This is a genomic window from Flammeovirga aprica JL-4 (assembly GCF_012844305.1).
In the GTDB taxonomy this organism is placed as follows: domain Bacteria; phylum Bacteroidota; class Bacteroidia; order Cytophagales; family Flammeovirgaceae; genus Flammeovirga; species Flammeovirga aprica.
This window is the reverse complement of sequence record NZ_JABANE010000078.1, coordinates 1-19,256: the sequence shown is the minus strand read 5'-3', so window position 1 is coordinate 19,256 and position 19,256 is coordinate 1. Positions and strand designations below refer to the sequence as shown.

Here is a 19,256-nt window from a genome sequence, read left to right as displayed (position 1 = left end):
CGCTCTCAATAAAAAGAGTTGAGTAAGTTTGTCTTTTTCTTTTAACATTTAGACTTCCATCATAAATATTTGTCACCATTTAAAATTGTTAATGTTGATTAACGGACAACCCAGCCCACAAACTACTAAATCATGCTGCACTGAAAATAGTGGCTATTTCTTTCCTAATCAAGGCAGTTGGATTTGCAATATTTTTCGGATAAAAAGTCAAGCCACCTTTTGATTATATAGTTCCATAAATTGTTTTGAGTGATCTTTATCCAACTTTTGTTGCTGTCCCAATTAAACTGTTACTGTAATAAGAAAAAGTAATGTTTTAATATATTAACAATACTATGTGGTTATGCTTTTAAGGTTTTATCATCTAAATAGATAAATAAGCTTGTATGCTAAAAAGTTATTTGGTTACTGCTTGTCAAAATTTATAATTTGACTAAGAGCATGTTTTAAAATATCTCTTTTGGTAATAACACCCTTTCAGAACGCGAGTTTATTAATTTCGTTGACTATAGAACCACTATTTTCTTTAAAATTAATTTCCTCAAGTACTAAGACAAAATTATATAACACTAATTCATATTATTTTTTCCGATTACTGCCTTTCAAAAACTTTAAATAGAACCACTATTTATACGTTTTTGAGGATTTTACTCACAAAAATAATTAAGAATTAATTATCATTTATTTTTGGCTTAGTACTTACTACCAAAAACAACTCCTTTTCTTCTGTCCTATTTAACATACATGCTTTAAGTAAAAGGTTAACGATAAGTACGAGTAAATTTATAAATCATATTAGTTAACCAAAATAAGATTTTCTTAGCAATTAATTAGTAACACTAGCTATTCATAGAAAAGCTATTATGTAAATAAGATCTTGAAAAGATACCAACATTAGCGTGTTGACAAACACATTATTGGGCTTGGTAAATTGATCCTTTACGAAGCTTAACCAACTAAGAAATTAAAACTATATTTTTTTTTAATATTTAAATTTCTATAAAAATGAGTAATCTATGGAGATTTGTACGATCCAAGTACAATCTTATTTTATTGATCAACTTAATTCTAACTTCTTCTTTGTACTCACAAACTTCGCAAGAAACTAAAAAAGGTACTATTAGAGTTAAAATTAAATCTAATGAGATTGATTTTTTTAATCATCAATTACAAAAAATCGACAACAAGCAACTTTCAATTTACTCCACAGGATATCAAAAATTTGATCGTTTAAATGATAAATTTCATACGACAAAAATCAGGAGAGTTTTTCGTAATGCAGGAAAGTTTGAAGAACGTCACAAATCATATGGTTTTCATCAGTGGTATGAGATCGAAACAGATTCATTAAATGAATTTGGAGAGCTTTTGACATCATACAGTGAATTAGATATCATTGAGTTCGCGGAGCCAAAAACGGTATATAAAGTATTTGGTGATACCTCGAAAGAGCCTCCCAATGATCCTTTTTTTGATTTACAGTGGCATTATCATAACACAGGACAAAATTATGGAACCGAAGGAGCAGACATAAGTTTATTGGATGCTTGGAAGATAGAAACGGGTTTGCCTGATGTAGTTGTCGGTGTTATTGATGGCGGAATTGACACAGAACATCCTGATTTAAAGAACCGTTTATGGATCAATGTAGGTGAAATACCAGGTAACGGGATAGATGATGATGGCAATGGATATGTTGATGATTATTATGGTTGGAATTATGCCGATAATATGCCAACAATAATTCCTGATTCTCATGGAACACATGTAGCAGGTACTATTGGTGCTGAAAATAATAATGGCAAGGGAGTGTCAGGTATAGCAGGTGGTTCTGATTCTGAAAACGGCATAAGAATGATGTCTTTGCAGGTGTTCTCTCATCATATGGGTACCCCTACAGCAGGAGGTTTTGAAGAAGCTTTTGTTTATGCAGCCGATATGGGTGCTGTCATTACAAACAACTCTTGGGGTGGAGGGGTTGAATCAGAACTTCAGAAGGAGACCATCAGGTATTTTGTAGAAAATGCTGGTAAAGATGAAAACGGGCAACAGGTGGGACCTGTTGATGGTGGTGTTGCAGTTTTCGCTGCTGGCAATTTCGGATCGCTAAGTAATATTTACACAAGTCCAGCATTTTCATTTCCAGCAGTAATGGATGAAGTAATCAGTGTTGCTAACACTGATAATACCGATAAAAAAGCACTTTCTTCTTACTTTCATGAAACAGTTGACATTGCCGCACCAGGAACAGAAATTTATTCTACACTTCCTGGAGGGAAATATGGATTAATGTCCGGAACTTCAATGGCTGCGCCTCATGTAACTGGTGTAGCAGCATTAATTGCTTCTAGCAATGCTTATTCAATTAGTGCTGACCAAATCAAAGATCGATTGATAAATTATTCTACGAATATAGATCATATAAATGCTTCAATCATTGGTTATATTGGTAAAGGAAGATTAAATGCTTATAGTTCCCTGTTAAAAGACATTGCAGCTAAGCCTCAGATCGTATCTGATTGGGGCTTTCAATATATACAATCTACTGAAGTTAGAATAGGATGGGCTTTTGTTAATGATAATTTTGGTTTGACAACAAAAAAATATGAAATTCTTTTAGCTGAAGGAGAGTTTGATACCAAAACTGATTTTGATTCAGTGGCTAGTACTCAGATATTCGAAGCGGTAACAGGTAATGAATTTGCAAACTATGTCATAAAAAATTTATCTCCTTCAACTAAATATTCTTTAGGTATAAAATCAGTGGATCAATTTGGTAATAGATCAGAATTATCGGAAGTTTTTGTATTTACCACTTTTGAAGTTACAGATTTAGAATGGACTAATGAAGAGGAAGCCGAATTAGAATTAGATGTTTCTAATTATAATAACCCTACGACTTCGATATCTATTGTAAATCATAGCTCAAAACTCACGCAACTACAATATGTACTTAATGATTATGAAAATGATGATAAGTTATTACCATTGTCTAATCAAAGAAGTTTTTCTACTGTTCTACCGTTTACTTCTAGTGGTAGTCTAACCTTAAAACCATTTAGGTCAACTTACGTCTCTACTGAACCGACAAATGAGGAAAAAGAGTTAACATTATTACCTAGCAGTAAAATTATTGATTCGGTTTATCATGAACTTGGAGCTCTACCCCATGAAATGGTGGGGTATGATGGAGTAAGCTCTGAATATGCTAATAAATTTGTTGCTGAAAGGGATATTGAAATTGGAATGGTAAAAGCGTTTCTTTCTAGTGAAATGTATGAAAGTGTTCCCTATAGTGCATCAATTTTCATTGGAGGAGAAAATCAGCCTTCTGGTAGAGCTTTATCAACAGTAAACTTTTATGTAACAGATAAAAAAGATGGAGGATGGGTTGAAATATATTTCAAATCACCTATAAAAGTAAATGCTGGAGAAACTTTTTGGATTTCAATAGCAGCTCCTCAGGGAATATTTTCCCCAATCGGTGCTGATGATAACCTATCATGGTTAAATTCAGGAAAATCATTTTCAAGAGCTACTGATCAAATTCATAAAGAATATACAGATCTAACAAAATTGATGAGAGTATTATTAAAAATTAGAGCTTATGAAATAACAGAGAAGGCGGAATTAATAAGCTTCTCAAAGTCAATACATACTATTTCTAATGGAGAAGAGGCCAAAACAGATATTGTTTTGACAAATTCAAAAAAATGGAAAAATGGGAGGTATAAATTGCAGGTGCTTGGTGTACATGACGAACCAAGCAAAAGCCCTTTAGTGAAAAATGTATTTGTAAATGTCACAGGTAATACTCCTGCACTGACTTATGATATTGATGAAGTTTATTTTGGAACTCTCTTTGAAAACCAATCTCAGAATCAAAAGATATATATTAAAAATGAGGGAAATGCATCTTCTGAGCCGTTTAATATCAATATTTCTGAAGAAGAATATTTTGAGGTGTACCCAAATGAAGTGCCATCGATTGAACCGGGAAGTAGGTTTGAGGTAACTGTAAGTGCTAAGGCAACTGATGAAGTAATAGAAGTGGAAGATGAGATTACTTTTACTAATTCTTCTAAAAAAATACCTCTGAAGGTTAATAGAAAAATAGGTCCTAAGATTATTTCAAGTATTAATACAATTCAGTTTTTGGGAGATAGTGCTTTTAATATTACAGAGACGAGAGTTGCGGAATTTAGTTTGACAAATACTGGTGATGAACCTACTTTAGTAGTCTTTGAAAGTATTGAAGAGAGAGGTTATACAAGTTTTGTGAAAAATATTATACCATCAAGAGCATACATTAATGTTGGAGATACGGTATCCTTTATTGCTAATATAAATCCACATGGACTGATAATTAAATCACCTTATCAATCTGTTACTTTATATGCTAATCATTCAGTAGAGAGCACACCTATACACTTTGAAATAGAATTATTAGGGTTAGATAAACCTATACCTATTTATGATAGTATTGTTGATTTTGGAGAGGCCTACTATAATGAAGATTTATTGCTGACTACATCGTTTAGAATTCAAAATGGGAGTAATATGCCTGGAGATTTTGAATTAATAGATATTTCAGAAGGATTCTCATTTGGTAATTCTTATCCTCCATCTAGATTGTGGCCCAATAGTATGTTTGATTTCAGCTTAATAGCAACACCTGAAACAACTGGAGACTTAGAAGGATCTTTTTCATTTAAATTGGGAGATGATATTTATGAAGTAAAGTTGCAAGTTAAAGTAACTCCACACCCGACAATTTCTGTTGATTCATCTTCATTGATTAAAAGCAATGAATTTGTATATGGTGAAATACCTGAGGATAAGAGTACTATTATGGTGAAAAATGAATCCGAAGATGTTGATTTGATTTATTCATCGAAAAAGCCTTCATGGTTGAGGGAAGAAAATGAAATAATCAATGATTCAGAAGGATCAGATGGATATGGATATGAATATACTTTGCTCGATACTCTTATTTGGGAAGATATAAAAGATATTGGGTATAATATTAATCATGAATTGTTTCCTCCAGAGTTTGCCTATCAATACAAACTAGAAGGTTTTAAAATACCATTTTATGGGCATTATTATGATCGATTTATCGTTACTTCAGATGCATTAATCAGTTTTAATCAAGAGAAAAACATCGAAGACTTTTTTTATACCCAACCTCCTATTGGTTATGACATCGATAAAATGAGTTTTCCTAATGAAAGGGATCATGGAATTATTTCTGCATTTTTGCTCAAAACAGCTCCTAGCGGGTTAGATGACTCTGGTATTTATATCTACGAGCACGATGACCGAGTAATTATACAATTTGAAAAAATGCTAGCATATTTAAGTGGTTCTGTGGGTTTAAGTACACTAACTACTCTTCAAATGGTTCTTTACAAAAATGGAGATATAGATATTGCTTATAAAACATTACCTGATGATTTCGTAGACCAATGGATAGGGATGAAAAATATTGAGGGTAATCATGCTTGGCAATATTTGGACCATAGTTCACTTTATTTAGATATCATATTAGGGAAAATATTGAGAATTAAGGCTCCAAAGTTACATTCTCTACCTCCATTATCATCAAAGGAAATTACTTTAGAATATTTTGATAGCAATACACCTGTTGGAGAACATTATCAGGATTTGATTGTTCATAGTAATGATCTTCAGAACCCAGGAGTAGCTACTAAAATGAGTTTGAAAATAAATGGAGAAGCAGATTTATCGATAAAAGAAGAATCACTCATTTTTGATCAAGTTCCTTACCTTGAGGATTCGGTAACTAGCCAGTCTTTAACTTTTCATTTAATAAATGAAGGAAGCTTACCTGTTTTTACAACAGGTAAATTAAGACATAATACCACTTTCGACTTCAAACTAGATACTTTATTGGGTGCATTTACTGAGTTATCTATACCTATATCCTATAATGTACATTCACCTCATGAGGTTACAGATACATTGGATCTCTTTTTCGATAATGGTGAAATGCTATCTTTACCATTAGAAGGAAACGCTAAACTTCCCGCTGTTATGAATTATAACTTAGGTACAACTTCTAGAAATGATACTTTAGATATTCTAGTTAACCAGGGGCAAGCACCAGTTCATGTTATTGAGCTTTCTAATATTGGAGAAGAGCAAGTACTTGATTATAACTTAACATTAGGAATAGCAAAATATGGATGGGGAGTTGATAAAACAAACAATATTTTGCCTATGTCAAAAGCAAAAAGTAATGAGGAATCAAAAGAATCAATTGTAATTAATCACAATACTTTTGAGACTTTTTCAATGATGCAAAGTTATGATTTCAATACGTCCAAAGGGGGTAATATTTCAACAAACACTTTTGAGAAAATGAATAACGAGATATCTATTACTTCTTTTTCAGATTCAATTTCTTATGATTTCCCAACTAACGAACCTATGAGATTGTTGGGAAGACCTAATTCCGAGATACAATATGCCGGTAAATTTGAAGTAGATTCCCCTCAAGGTTTCACATTAACTCATATTAAAAATTTCTTTTTAAAACAATCTGAATCGGAATGGAAATTTGAAGTGATAAGAGGAGATACACCGAGTTCAAATGATGTAATCACATCACAAGCTTATGTACCTACATCTTTGTTAGGTGACATGGAGTTGATTAAGTTGGATAAACCTCTGTTTTTTGAACAAGGTGAAACATTTGTGATAAAAGTAATAACACCAGAAGATGTTCATTACAGTTTACCTGTAGATCTTGGAGTCCCTTCTGTTTTAGGAAAATATTTTATTACGATTAATGGTGGTGAACTTTGGGAAGAGATGTCTGATAGTTTTTACTATACTTATGCCATTAAATTAAGAGCTATGGATGCTTATGGTCAAGAGTGGGTAGATATCTCGCCTAGAACAGGCCAAATCAATTCTACTGAGAGTGATAGTATTACAATCACAACGAAAATGGATAATTTTGAAACAGGTAGTTATGAAGGATATTTGTACATAGATACAAATGAATCTCTAAACAAAAAGACGATATTACCAGTAGCAATTACTTATAACGCCGCCCCAATATGTAAAGATTCAACCCATATGATTCTTTCTGAAGGGGATAGCGTAACATGGCAAATCGCAATATATGATGCTGAAAATCAAAAGTTAAGTGTTTCTGACACATCAAATATGGAATTTTTTGAGTATGATATGAAAAATGATTCACTTAGTCTAAAGATGATGCCAAGCTATACAATGAGTGGTGATTACTTCCCTTCAATTGAAATTAAAGATGAATTAGGTGCAAAAACAAAGATTGATTTTTCTATTCATGTTATAGATAAAAAAGTAGCTCCGATTGTAGTCCAACCTTTTGATACTTTGGAAGTATATACCGGAAGTGAAAATATACTAGATCTAGAGGGGTATTTTGAGACTTTAGATGGGGAAAAGTTGTCTTATTATGTAAAAGGATTAGACGAAACTACTATAGCATGGGTAAATGGTAGTTTATTAACTATTTCTTCAGTTGGAGAGAAAAGTCAAAAAATTAGTATTGTTGCTGAAAATGAGTCGGGTTTGAATGTAGAAAGCGAACTCACAGTTTCTATAATTGAAGAGCCATTGTCTATTAATGGTAATTTGATGAATCAAAAGGTTTATCCAAACCCTACAGCATCTAATATTTTTGTAAAATTACCAAACTCTTTAATAAATACATCTTTCAATATAGAGGTGATGACTATTTTAGGAAAACAACTACTTTCAAAAGAGGTGAAAACAGATAAACCTATGATTGAAGTAGATCTTTCGACTATACCAAAAGGGTTATACATCTTGAATTTGAATAACGAAAATGGTAATAAAATATCGTATAAAGTTATAAAAGAGTAATCTTGCTCAAACCGTATTACCATTTTATGAAGTAAGTGAGACCGACATCCACATTACATAAGCAGTTGTAAAATTAATATCCAGACCTTTATGATTTTAATTTTACAACTGCTAAATACAGTTTGAATAGGATAAAAACACCATTAAAACACAGTAAAATTGAGCTTTTAATTTCTAGCCTTATCCCATCCAAATCAAAAAAAGGGATATGATAGTTAATTTGAGTATAAGTACAAGTACCTGTTCAAAATTATCTATAGCTTAAATGCATTTGAATTAAACTCAGGTTTCGTTAAAATTTTTCGCCTTAGCTATGGCTAGGACTGTAAATTTTGCCTTACCTGAGATCAATTCATTCTACATTTATAAACTATATTTAATTATGATCAGCTACTTACTTCTATTATACAAATAATAACAGCGATTGTAATTGTAATCTATAAAAAATAGTAAAGGCAACAATTGATGCCTTTACTTCTCATTACTAAAAGTTTAAATATATATTAATTAGCTTGTTCTACATCATTCTAAGTATTTAGGTGAATTAATCTTTTGATAAGGTGATAAGTTATTCTTCACAAAAGTAAATTTCTTTTTTTTTGACTTCTGTTTATTGTAGCTTAAGTACTAAGACAAAATTATTTAATACTAATTCTTATTTAGCGATTACTTCAAAAAACTATAAATAGAACTACTATTCGTGTGCTTTGTAGCGTCGTACTCAAAAAAATAATTAAGAATTAAATATTTTTGGCTTAGTACTAACCTCGATTAAAATCAGATAACAACGTGAGAAATATCTCATTGAACTCACTTTAATTAAACAAGTTTGTATTTGAGATTGGAGCTTCTACTTAAAAGTTATAACTTGGTAAAACAAATAGATTGTTGGCTTTTCTCAATATGTATACTTTTTATCTGCTAATTATAGGGTCAGAGTTGCCATCTGGGTCTCCATTTACTGTACTCGAAACTAAGGGAGTGTCACCAAATAAATAGACACCTGCTGCATGAGGTGCGGCCATTGATGTTCCATTACTATAGGCATACCCTCCTCCCAAATAGGTTGAATAGATATTTACACCTGGTGCACACCAGTCAACAGGTGCTCCGTAATTAGAAAATAAAGCAAAATTATCATTGATATCTGATGCGGAAATTGTATATATATTTGTTCCATTTGCTCTAGCTGGAGAAACGTACGATGCATCCCAAGAATAGTTACCTGCTGATAGAAAAAACTTTACACCAGAATGAGAAGCAGCAAATTCAACAGCTTCATCTAGAGGAGGGAACTCAACAGGTAACCCTAAGCTTAGGTTAGCAACATCTCCGGGTTTACCATTGGCTGCAACAAAGTCAATACCTGCAAAAAGGGTAGAAAGAGTACCTGATCCACTGTAGTCTAGAACTTTCACAGGAATAACAGTTGCCCCTGCAGCGACACCAACAACTCCAATTGCATTATCAATGGCTCCTATTGTTCCAGCTACATGGGTGCCATGTCCATATTCGTCATTTAGAGAGCTACCATTTCTTGTGTCATGAAATGAATTAAATCCCATTGATTCATTTACATTCAGGTCAGGATGATCTAGATCTATGCCTGAATCAAGAATATAGGCGACGTTATTTCCATTGTAGCTAACGCCACCGTTTACACGTTTTATCCCCCATGGTATAGATTGAGAGGAGGATGAAGCCTCAACTTTATTAACGCTATGAGATTCAAGAGTCACAACCTCATCTTTTATCATCCTAAGTATTCTCGGGTCATTGCGAATTTGATCAAGTTTTTGCTTGTCGGAAATTTGAATAGAAAAACCATTAAAAATGCCCCCATAAACTTGATTCACTTTAAGTTTAGAAATTTTGTATTCTATTGCAAAGTTGTTAGCATCCTTCTTCATTAAGTCTTGTTTGACAAGATACGAGATGTTAGATTTTCTTGAGTTAGAAGATGGAGTTTCTTTTAAAAAAACAATATAATTGTCTTCAACACTAGTCGACAATTCTTTATCATTAGTTTTATTTAAAAAAAATTCTTCATTACTGGTACATGAAATTACAAACACGCCAATAATTAGCATGCAGTTTCGTTTAATGATTGAGATTTTCATTTTTTGTAGTTTTAAAGGTTTGGTTTAGTAATGAGCTCATTTAAATATTGCAATAAATGTTAAATAAATGAAATAAACAATAACATAGTTAACATAATAAATGTTAATGATTATTGCTATTGAAACTCAGGTTTACTATCTGAAAATACTGTGTTTTTGATAATGTACTAAACCCTCTCTTAAATTACCCCTTTTAAGGATTCATCTTTGATCATTCGTTTACACCATTTATTACCTTACAATTAAATATTGAATATGCACTTTTTTGAATATTAACATCAGATGATTTGATTTTTCTCAAAGTCCTTGTGCCATCTATTATTGACATCAACACTTTTAAGAAGTAAGCCATTTTGTGTTCTGTTCCTATTCCTTTCTTTTATGTTTAAAACAAGGGGAAATATCTATTTTGTACAAATACTTCCCAAATAGATAACACTATAAAATGTGTCGACTTTGATTTCGAAATTAGTATTACTGAAAAGCTAACTCGTTTGTTCATAGCATTATATGTTCGTTTATTTATATTAACAATAGTGCAATGTTATTTTAAATAACTTTAGTGAAAAGTTACGGTGTCCAGAATTCAGTCATAGGTTTTCTGGACACAAATTCACAGTAATCATGTGTTATAAAGGCTGTTTCTATTAAGGGCAGCTTTTTATTTTTTTAACAGTAATAACATTCTCAATTTTATACTGGATTGCAAGTGTAGAAATGAGAAATCTCAATTTATGAGTTGATTCATCTGCTAAATACTTAGAAAAGGCCATAAGAACGAAAAAGAAGCTATTTTAATTGAAATTCACAAAAAAGTGATTAGTATTATTTTTAGCTCTTTTCCAAGCCTTTAAAATCATTTTTTAAGCTATCATGTCTTCAAACATTGACATCCTACAATAGAGAGGTCAAAATGAGTTCAGATGCTAGTTAAATATAACCAATTTTGATTTGTTGGAATATTAAGTAAGATCAGACACCCATGCTTTTGTTTGTACATCTTTCTTAAAATTAGGCTCAGTATATTTAGAGCTACCTTATATTTGCAACTAGGACTTTTTATTTTTGTTTATTAAACATTATCACGGTTAATTATTTAAAGTCCTAAATTTAACTCTCAGGTTATGTAGTAAGCCTACACAACCTTTATTAAAAGGTCATATATATTAGGCGACCTAAGGTATATTTTTTGACTTAGAATTTTTAGTCTTTTTACTCCTGAAAAAGCATGTTCAACTTTGATTCTTAAACTTGATATCCCCTTATTTATCTGTTTCTGCAGACTAGATGTTTTTTTATATTTTGATGTTTTATAAGGGAGAATAACATTTTCATGCTTTTTATCTGCTCCTAAAAATCCTAAATCAACAAGTATATTTATAGAGGTTTTTTTAATCATTAGGTCATCCCATATACTTTTATCATGTACACTTCCTTCATAAGTATCACTAATGAAGTGAATAAAACCAGTGTGATCTGTAAAAGCCAGACTTTTAAGTGTGCGATTTCTTTTTCACGCTATAGTACTCTTTTTGAACATCATTGTCAATACTTCTAGTGATCTGTCTTTCTGTTACATCACACAGAATGTTATCTAAATTTTCAGGGATTTCAAAAGATTCATTCGAGTGAAAAACTAAAGAACATTTCTTTAGACTATGAAATAAAACGGGTAAAAGAAATGCTATCCATTCACTTACTTTTGATTGACTCATTTGAAAATGAGATGCCATAAAATGCAGATTAGGATACTCTTTTATATAAATCAATATGAACTCTAGTTTTTTAGAACTCCCATGTAAACTCGACAATTTTGATTCTTTAAATTTAGGATAGGATCTTCTTTTACCCTTCAGGGTGAAATGTAAAATCTTATCATCTACTTGTTTGGAAAATTCTTTCAATAAAAACTCAAACTCTACTTGAGTAAAGGAGGTTAATGGATTAAGTTTGTTCAAGGTGGCTTAGTTGTAATAGGTTTGTTTGGATTGGCGTCTAACAAAACAAATATATTAAGCCATTTTTTCTTCATAAGATATTAACCGTGATAAAGTCTATTATTGAACCTTATAAACGCAAAAGCACTACCAATTCAATTTGCTACTACTAACTATATACTTTGCAATAGGAAGTTAATGTTGTTCGAGGAATTGAAACTGATTAACAATGTTAATATACTGATATATAAGTGGTTAGTTTGTTTTGATATGTAAATGTAAGGGGGGGTGTATTAAAAATGTAATGAATACAAAGGTGTAGTTAAATTACAATTGTGCTAAAATTGTCAGCGTCAAAAAACAAACTTCAATGTTCTTGTGGATTTTTTTATGATTTACAGGTAAACATTTCTAATTATTTAAACTATTACAATATATCACAATGAAATTTCATCGTATAATTTTCATCTTTTTGATGATTTTATTGAGCGTCTTATCATATGCCCAAAATAAGAGTAGCTCAACTTTTATGAAAAGCGGAACGATAAAGGTAAAATTTAAGCCAGAAACAGCAGGAAAACTATCTTCATTACCTACATCCTTTTCAGCTTCACTATACAATAACGCTGCATTAGAAATTGTAGCCAAAAGGTATAAAGCTACCCCAATGAGAAGACTCTTTAAAAAGTCACCCAATGAAGCGCTTGAAGAAAGACACAGAAAGCATGGATTACATTTATGGTATATTTTTGAAGTTGACTCAACTGTGGATATTAATGAAGTAATGTCAGCTTATGGAGAAGTTGATCAGTTTTCTTTAGTAGAAGGAGAATATATCAAAACATTAAGCCCATATCAGGCAACTAAAGTAAATTTATTAGCGACATCAACTGATAACCTTCCTTTTGATGACGTACATTTGACTAAGCAATGGCATTATAAATATGATAATCAATTTGATACTATAAAAAACGGATTTGATATTAATTTATTCGAAGCATGGAAACTAAATACAGGTAGCCCAGAGGTAATAGTTTCAATACATGATGAAGGTGTTGATACAAGTCATCCTGATTTAGTGGAAAATATTTGGATCAATCTAGCGGAGTTGAATGGTGAGCCTGGAGTAGATGATGATAATAATGGTTATGTTGATGATGTAAACGGTTGGAATTTTACCGAAAATAAAGGTGAAATCTCTCCTCAAAATCATGGTACCCATGTAGCAGGAACTGTTTCAGCAACAAATAATAATGGAATAGGTGTAGCAGGTGTAGCAGGAGGTTCTGGAAATAGCGATGGAGTGCGTATTATGCCAATGCAATTTTTAGGAGGTGGAAGTGTAGCATCATCTTATGTTTATGCCGCTGATAATGGTGCCGTAATCTCACAAAACTCTTGGGGGTATACTGTTCCTGGTTTGTATGAGCAATCAGTATTAGATGCTATAGATTATTTTATCTCAGAAGCTGGGAACTACCCTGATTCTCCGATGAAAGGAGGTATTGTCATTTTTGCAGCAGGTAATGCTAATCATGATGGCGAGTGGTGGCCAGGTTACTATGATAAATGCTTGACGGTGGGAGCTATAGGTCCTGATGGAAAGAAAACATCATATTCTAATTATGGAGAGTGGGTGGACATTTCAGCACCAGGAGGTGAATTTAAATATGGAAGTGCTGCAGGTGTTTTGTCAACTTTTCCTAATGGTGAATATGGTTATTTAAATGGTACATCTATGGCATGTCCTCATGTTTCAGGAATAGCAGCTTTAGTTTTGTCGAATACTTCTGACGTAATAACTCCTGATCAATTACGTAAGATTTTACTAACTTCCAATCAGCCCATAGAACATATAAATAAGGAATATTCAGGAAAGTTAGGTACAGGAAATATTGATGCAAATTTAGCATTACAAGAAGATAATGGAATAGCACCTGATAAGATTAATGATTTATCAGTAAAAAAAATCTCTAATGATTTTGTTATATTAAAGTGGACAGTACCTTCAGATAAGGATGATACCACACCAGAAGAGTTTAAACTTTATTTTGATACTAAGGAATTGAATGGAGACAATTTAACTTCTGCAGAAGATCATATTACTATTCCTATTATTGAGAATATTGGTGATACAATCACTTTTGAAGTGAAAAAGTTACTTGGGTTGACAGATTATTTTTTCGCTGTTGAAAGTGTTGATCGTTGGGGGAATGTCTCAGAAGAGTCAAATATCCTTACAGTTACAACAAATGCAGGACCTAAAATAGTTTTATCAGAAGATGCAGACAATATTGAAATTATCACAAACTCAGGTAATGAATACCAAAATACTCATACTTTCAATATTAGGAACGAAGAAGAGGGGTTATTACGTTGGACATTTTCGTCACGACATGTAAATAGTAGCTTATCTTACTATCATCAGAAGTCAGATGTTATTTACAGCGGAGAAACAAAAGAAGCAAGGTTAGCAAACCTTGGCATTAATCCGGCAAGTGAAAAAGCACAACTAATTGCTAATGCACATGCAGTTGCTCCAATGTTTTTCGAAAGTGTAGAAAAATACTACGGAGATAGGAGAGTGGCAAGCCTTCTGGGAGACTCAGATACAACATTATCAAATTCAGCTGCAACAATTTATCATGTGACAGAAGAGGAAGGTTTTAATTTAACGGATATCAATTTTTGGTTGAGAAGTAATCCAGAGAGAAAAGATGTAATATTCGAAATTTATAGTGGAGAAATTTTAACACCTGAAAATTTACTTTTAACACAAGAATACAGAAGTCATACACCCAATCAGCATAATGCTGAAGTTCGTTTAAATGAACAATTGTATTTCAAAAAAGGAGAAACGTTTACTATCGTTTGTCATATACCAGCTGGCATATTATACCCATTAGGTGCTTCAAAAACAATGGAGCCATCAGAAGCATACAATTCTTTGATTTCGTTAGATTGGGGACAAACTTGGATATCGTTACCACAAGCTATGAAGGGTGATGAAAATTATGTTTGGAATATGATAGCGATTTCAAATTATGGGTATTTGGGTGAATATATTACACTAACACCAGCTTCAGGAGAAGTAGATGAAAAAAGTGAAATGGAGGTACAATTAGATATAAATGCCTCTAAACTGATTAATGGAAATTACCAATTAGTAGGGATTATTGAATCTAATGATGATCAACAATCTGAATTACGGATACCCATGAATGTAGTAGTATCGGATCAATTACCTGAGTTAGCCACTATACAGTTATTGGAATTCGGGAATGTTTTTGTAGGAGAGGAGAAAGAATTGGTTGTCACATTAGTAAATAATGGTTATGGTAATTTTAATGATGTTCAATTGATCTCGACAAATGATGATTTTGAATTTGAAACTTATCCTATTTCACAAGTTAAAGCGTTATCAAAAGTAGATTATTTGGTGAAGTTTAAACCTTCAATATCGGGAAATATCAATGCCATTTTAAAATTTGAGGGGAGTAATGGAATGCACTCAGTAAGATTGTTTGGAGTTGGAGCCGCTCCTTCAGAAATTGAGGTTACCCCAATGAGCCAAGAAGTAACAGATGTAACAATTGGTGATGAGATACAAGCATCAATTACAGTTTCGAATAAAGGAGAGTACCCATTGACGTACTTTATTCCAGGTTTTGGAGATGAAAAAGTAATTGAAGAATGGGACCTTGATTACCATTCTTATGGTTATCGTCCTAAAGTAAGCCATAAAGGAGAAACAGATTATGAGTGGATAGAAATAAGTGACACAGGTATTGACATTACTGATTTCATGAAAAAATATGATAGAAAGGAATTAGAAACTCAATTCTATCCTATAGAATTGCCATTTGAATTTCCTTTCTATGATAAAAAGTATACAACTTTATATTTCACCTCTTATGTGATAATGACCGTTAGTGATTCAATTAGACTATTAAACGATCCTATACTTGATTATTCTTTAGAGGGGATAGAAGGGATGGTTTCTGCAATTGGAAATATACATAGTTTTAGTGCCGGAGGTAAGGTTTTTTATCAGGTAACATCTGATAAGTTGATTGTTCAATATGAAGCAATTACACTCCAAAATAATTCACAAGAACAAGTAACACTTCAATTTGTAATATATGATAATGGTACCATTCGTTTAAATTATAAAGATGTTGAGAATAGATCAGAATCTATTCGATATCTATGGAATGTTTTAATTGAAAATCCAGAAAGGAATGACGGGTTTAGATTAGCAGGGTTTGGAGAAGAGAAATATGGTTATAAAAATCTGAATATGAAGTGGATGAATGAAATGTCAATTGAATTCTCTTATCCAGGTCCTGATATTATTAAGAACATCTCAAATGCATCTGGTATACTAATGCCAGGAGAGGCAAATATTCTTGATATTGCTATTAATACAGATGAGTTAAATCAAGGGGTGATTAATAAAAATATTAATATTATCCATAATGACCCTAATAGTGGATCACAGTTGCCAAACATTCAATTGGATATCACTAATGGAGGTACAGCTTCAATGAAACTTCAAAAAGATACAATTGATTTCGGTGAAGTATATCAAGAGAAAGAGTTTTTTGATCGTTTTAAAATAGAAAATATTGGTACTGCCAATTTAAATGTAAAAAGTGTTTCTTTAAACAGTGATCGTTTTGTTTTAGAAGGTTTGACTTCACCAGTTATCAAACCAAAACATTTTCAATTTTATACCATTTCTGCTCTATCAGATATAATAGGTAAAAATTCAGCAGAGATTCAAATTACCTTAGAGGATAATTCTGTGGAAACAATTACTGTGATGGCAGATATAAGGAAAGCACCAAAAATTGAGGTAGATACAACAGCAGTTGACTTCCTTTTAAGTCAAGGTTCTAAAGATCTTTTTGATTTAAAAATTGATAATGTTGGTGATACAACATTGGAAGTAGCAGTTTCAGCAACTGATTGGTTATATGAGAATAGAATGACAGCCGCAGGTCTGGATACCGTAAAAAACTTTACATATACTTATAGAAATTCCACCGACGAATTTGGAGGGCCAGAATATTCTTGGATTGATATTCTTGGTCTAGAAGGTACAGAACATATTCACTCTGACTCAATAGATATTAATACCCCAGAAAGGTGTTGGTTTCCTGTCGAATTACCTTGGGAATTTAACTATTATGGTAATAATTATACCTCAATGCATATTGGTTATAATGGAGTGATCACATTTGCAGGTTTACTTGATATAGAAATTTTTAATAGTAAATTACCTTCTGATCGGGTTCCAAACTCCATTTTACCAATGTGGTGTGGTGGAAATTATTATCCTAATAATGAATTGGAAGCAAAAAATATGGGGATATTTCACCATTCATTTGATGACAAGATGGTCATCACATTTCAATCCATAAGGGATATTTTTGGTACAGGAGATCCTATTTCTTTTCAAGTAATATTATACAAAGATGGTACTTTCAAATTTCAATATAAATTAGAAGGTTTAGGAAGAGAAAGCTTAACAATATATTCAACAATAGGTCTTCAAAATGAGGACTTGTCAGATTATATTTCTATCAGTTATCAAACTCATTTGAAAATTGAAAGTGGACTTGCAATATCGCTATCTCCATCATCAAAATTTAATGTAGAAGCGGGAGGTTCTATCACAAAAACAATGAGGTTAGATGCATCTAAAGTGTATGGAGGTTTACATGATGCTTCAATTATTATACAATCTAATTCTCCAAACCAGGAGTACCTTGAAAAAAAAGTAAGACTAAATGTAATTGGTATCCCAATAGTTGAGATACCTGACACATTGAGCTATGGAGAGGTAGTTGTAGAGAATTTGGGATCGAAGTATAAAAGTTACACCGAAAGTGTACTGATTAAAAATACAGGTACTCAAGAGGTCTTCATCAATTCAATTTCATTAGAAAATGGAGATGATATCAAAGGAGAACTTGAAGTTGATGATGGTATTGGTGGGACTTTTTGGATGGATATAGAGTACTTAAGAAATCCGATTAGTATTAAACCAAATATTGAAAGAGGATTGAGATTAATATTTTCACCTTCAACACATAAAGTAATAAATGAAAGAGTTAAAATTACTTTTTCAGATGGGACTGAACGTGCAATTATTGTTGATGGAGAAGCTTTATTACCTCCAGTTGGAGTAATTTCTGAAGAAGTATTAGTAGTTCAATTGAATACAAATACAGAGGAAAAAGAAGTGTCATTTAACCTTGCAAATAAGGGGGCATCAGTACTGAATTATGACTTAAAGGTGAATTACTTCCGTGATTCTACTGCAATTTCTTCATCTAAGTTAACAAATAAAGCTCTTGACTCAAATAAAATGGTATTAGCAAGAAAAGAAGCAGAAATGTCTAATCTAATGATTGCTGATACAAAGAATGAAGATTATAATAGAATTTTATATTATGGTTTTTCTGATCAGCCTAATACCTATGTTGGTTTTGTAGGTCAAGGTAATTTTGTAGCGTCGACTCATTTTAATGGGGGGGAAGAAGGATTTAATATTTCTCATGTAATGTCCTATTTAAATTACGAGACATTGTCAATTGGTGAAATAAAGGTTGAAATAAGAGCTGGAGGAGCGTCTATTTATGATGCTACCTTATTAACAGAAACCACTTATAGTTTTAACAATGATAAACCTAAGGAAAGTGAGTGGTTAGAAGTTCCGCTTGATGAAGTGGTTTCTATTTACCCTAACGAAGATTTTTATGTGATTTTTTCATATCCATTTGATATTAATTTTCCTCAAGGTATAACAAATGGAGAGCAATCTATCAATAGATTTATGTATCTATCCGAAGGAGTGTGGTATGATTTGCAAGCAGGAGGTTATGGTAGAGATGTTTTCATGATGAAGGTAGCAGAAAAAGATTATGAAGATAATTCTTGGGTAGTATTAGATCATAAAAATGGTGAAGTTCATGCAAACGCAAATGCTGATATTTCACTAATAATAAAAGGAGTAGAAAATGAGTCACAAAGTCACCGAGCTGAAATTATTGTACAAACTAATGACGTCAACACTCCTAAGCAAACTGTGGAGTTGATAAGAAATATGAATCGAGCTCCATATGCAGAGGGTATTGAAAATCATTATGAAGTAATGGAGAATGATACACTAAACCTTTCATTTGTTGTAAAAGATAGAGAAGGTCACACTTTCACTATAAGTACAAAACATGAAGAGCTGACATTAACCCAAAATGTTGATACAGTTTCCTTGAGTATGCCTACGGAT

The 19,256-nt window shown here is 32.1% G+C and carries 5 protein-coding genes; 2 read left to right on the top strand and 3 right to left on the bottom strand.

Annotated elements, in window-relative coordinates:
* Nucleotides 1–1,005: 1,005 nt before the first annotated feature.
* Nucleotides 1,006–7,902: a S8 family serine peptidase gene (locus HHU12_RS23160; protein ID WP_169659121.1), complete on the top strand. Its 6,897-nt coding sequence runs from the start codon at nucleotides 1,006–1,008 to the stop codon at nucleotides 7,900–7,902.
* Between the two features lie 914 nt (nucleotides 7,903–8,816).
* Here HHU12_RS23160 and HHU12_RS23155 read toward each other — a convergent pair.
* The 3 genes from HHU12_RS23155 to HHU12_RS35405 all read right to left on the bottom strand — a co-directional run bounded on the left by HHU12_RS23155 (nucleotide 8,817) and on the right by HHU12_RS35405 (nucleotide 11,791).
* A complete protein-coding gene (locus HHU12_RS23155) occupies nucleotides 8,817–9,992 on the bottom strand; it encodes a S8 family peptidase (RefSeq protein WP_240971090.1) in 1,176 nt (391 codons plus the stop codon).
* Between the two features lie 1,165 nt (nucleotides 9,993–11,157).
* On the bottom strand, nucleotides 11,158–11,475 hold the full coding sequence (locus HHU12_RS23150; protein WP_394353204.1) for a transposase family protein: 318 nt from the start codon (nucleotides 11,473–11,475) through the stop codon (nucleotides 11,158–11,160).
* Between the two features lie 40 nt (nucleotides 11,476–11,515).
* Nucleotides 11,516–11,791 (bottom strand): transposase family protein, encoded by a 276-nt coding sequence (locus HHU12_RS35405; RefSeq protein ID WP_262889424.1) that lies wholly within the window; start codon nucleotides 11,789–11,791, stop codon nucleotides 11,516–11,518.
* Between the two features lie 697 nt (nucleotides 11,792–12,488).
* On the opposite strand from HHU12_RS35405, the gene HHU12_RS23140 reads away from it, so the two are divergent.
* Nucleotides 12,489–19,256 (top strand): S8 family serine peptidase (locus tag HHU12_RS23140; protein WP_169659118.1); only part of this gene is annotated, 6,768 nt, incomplete at its 3' end.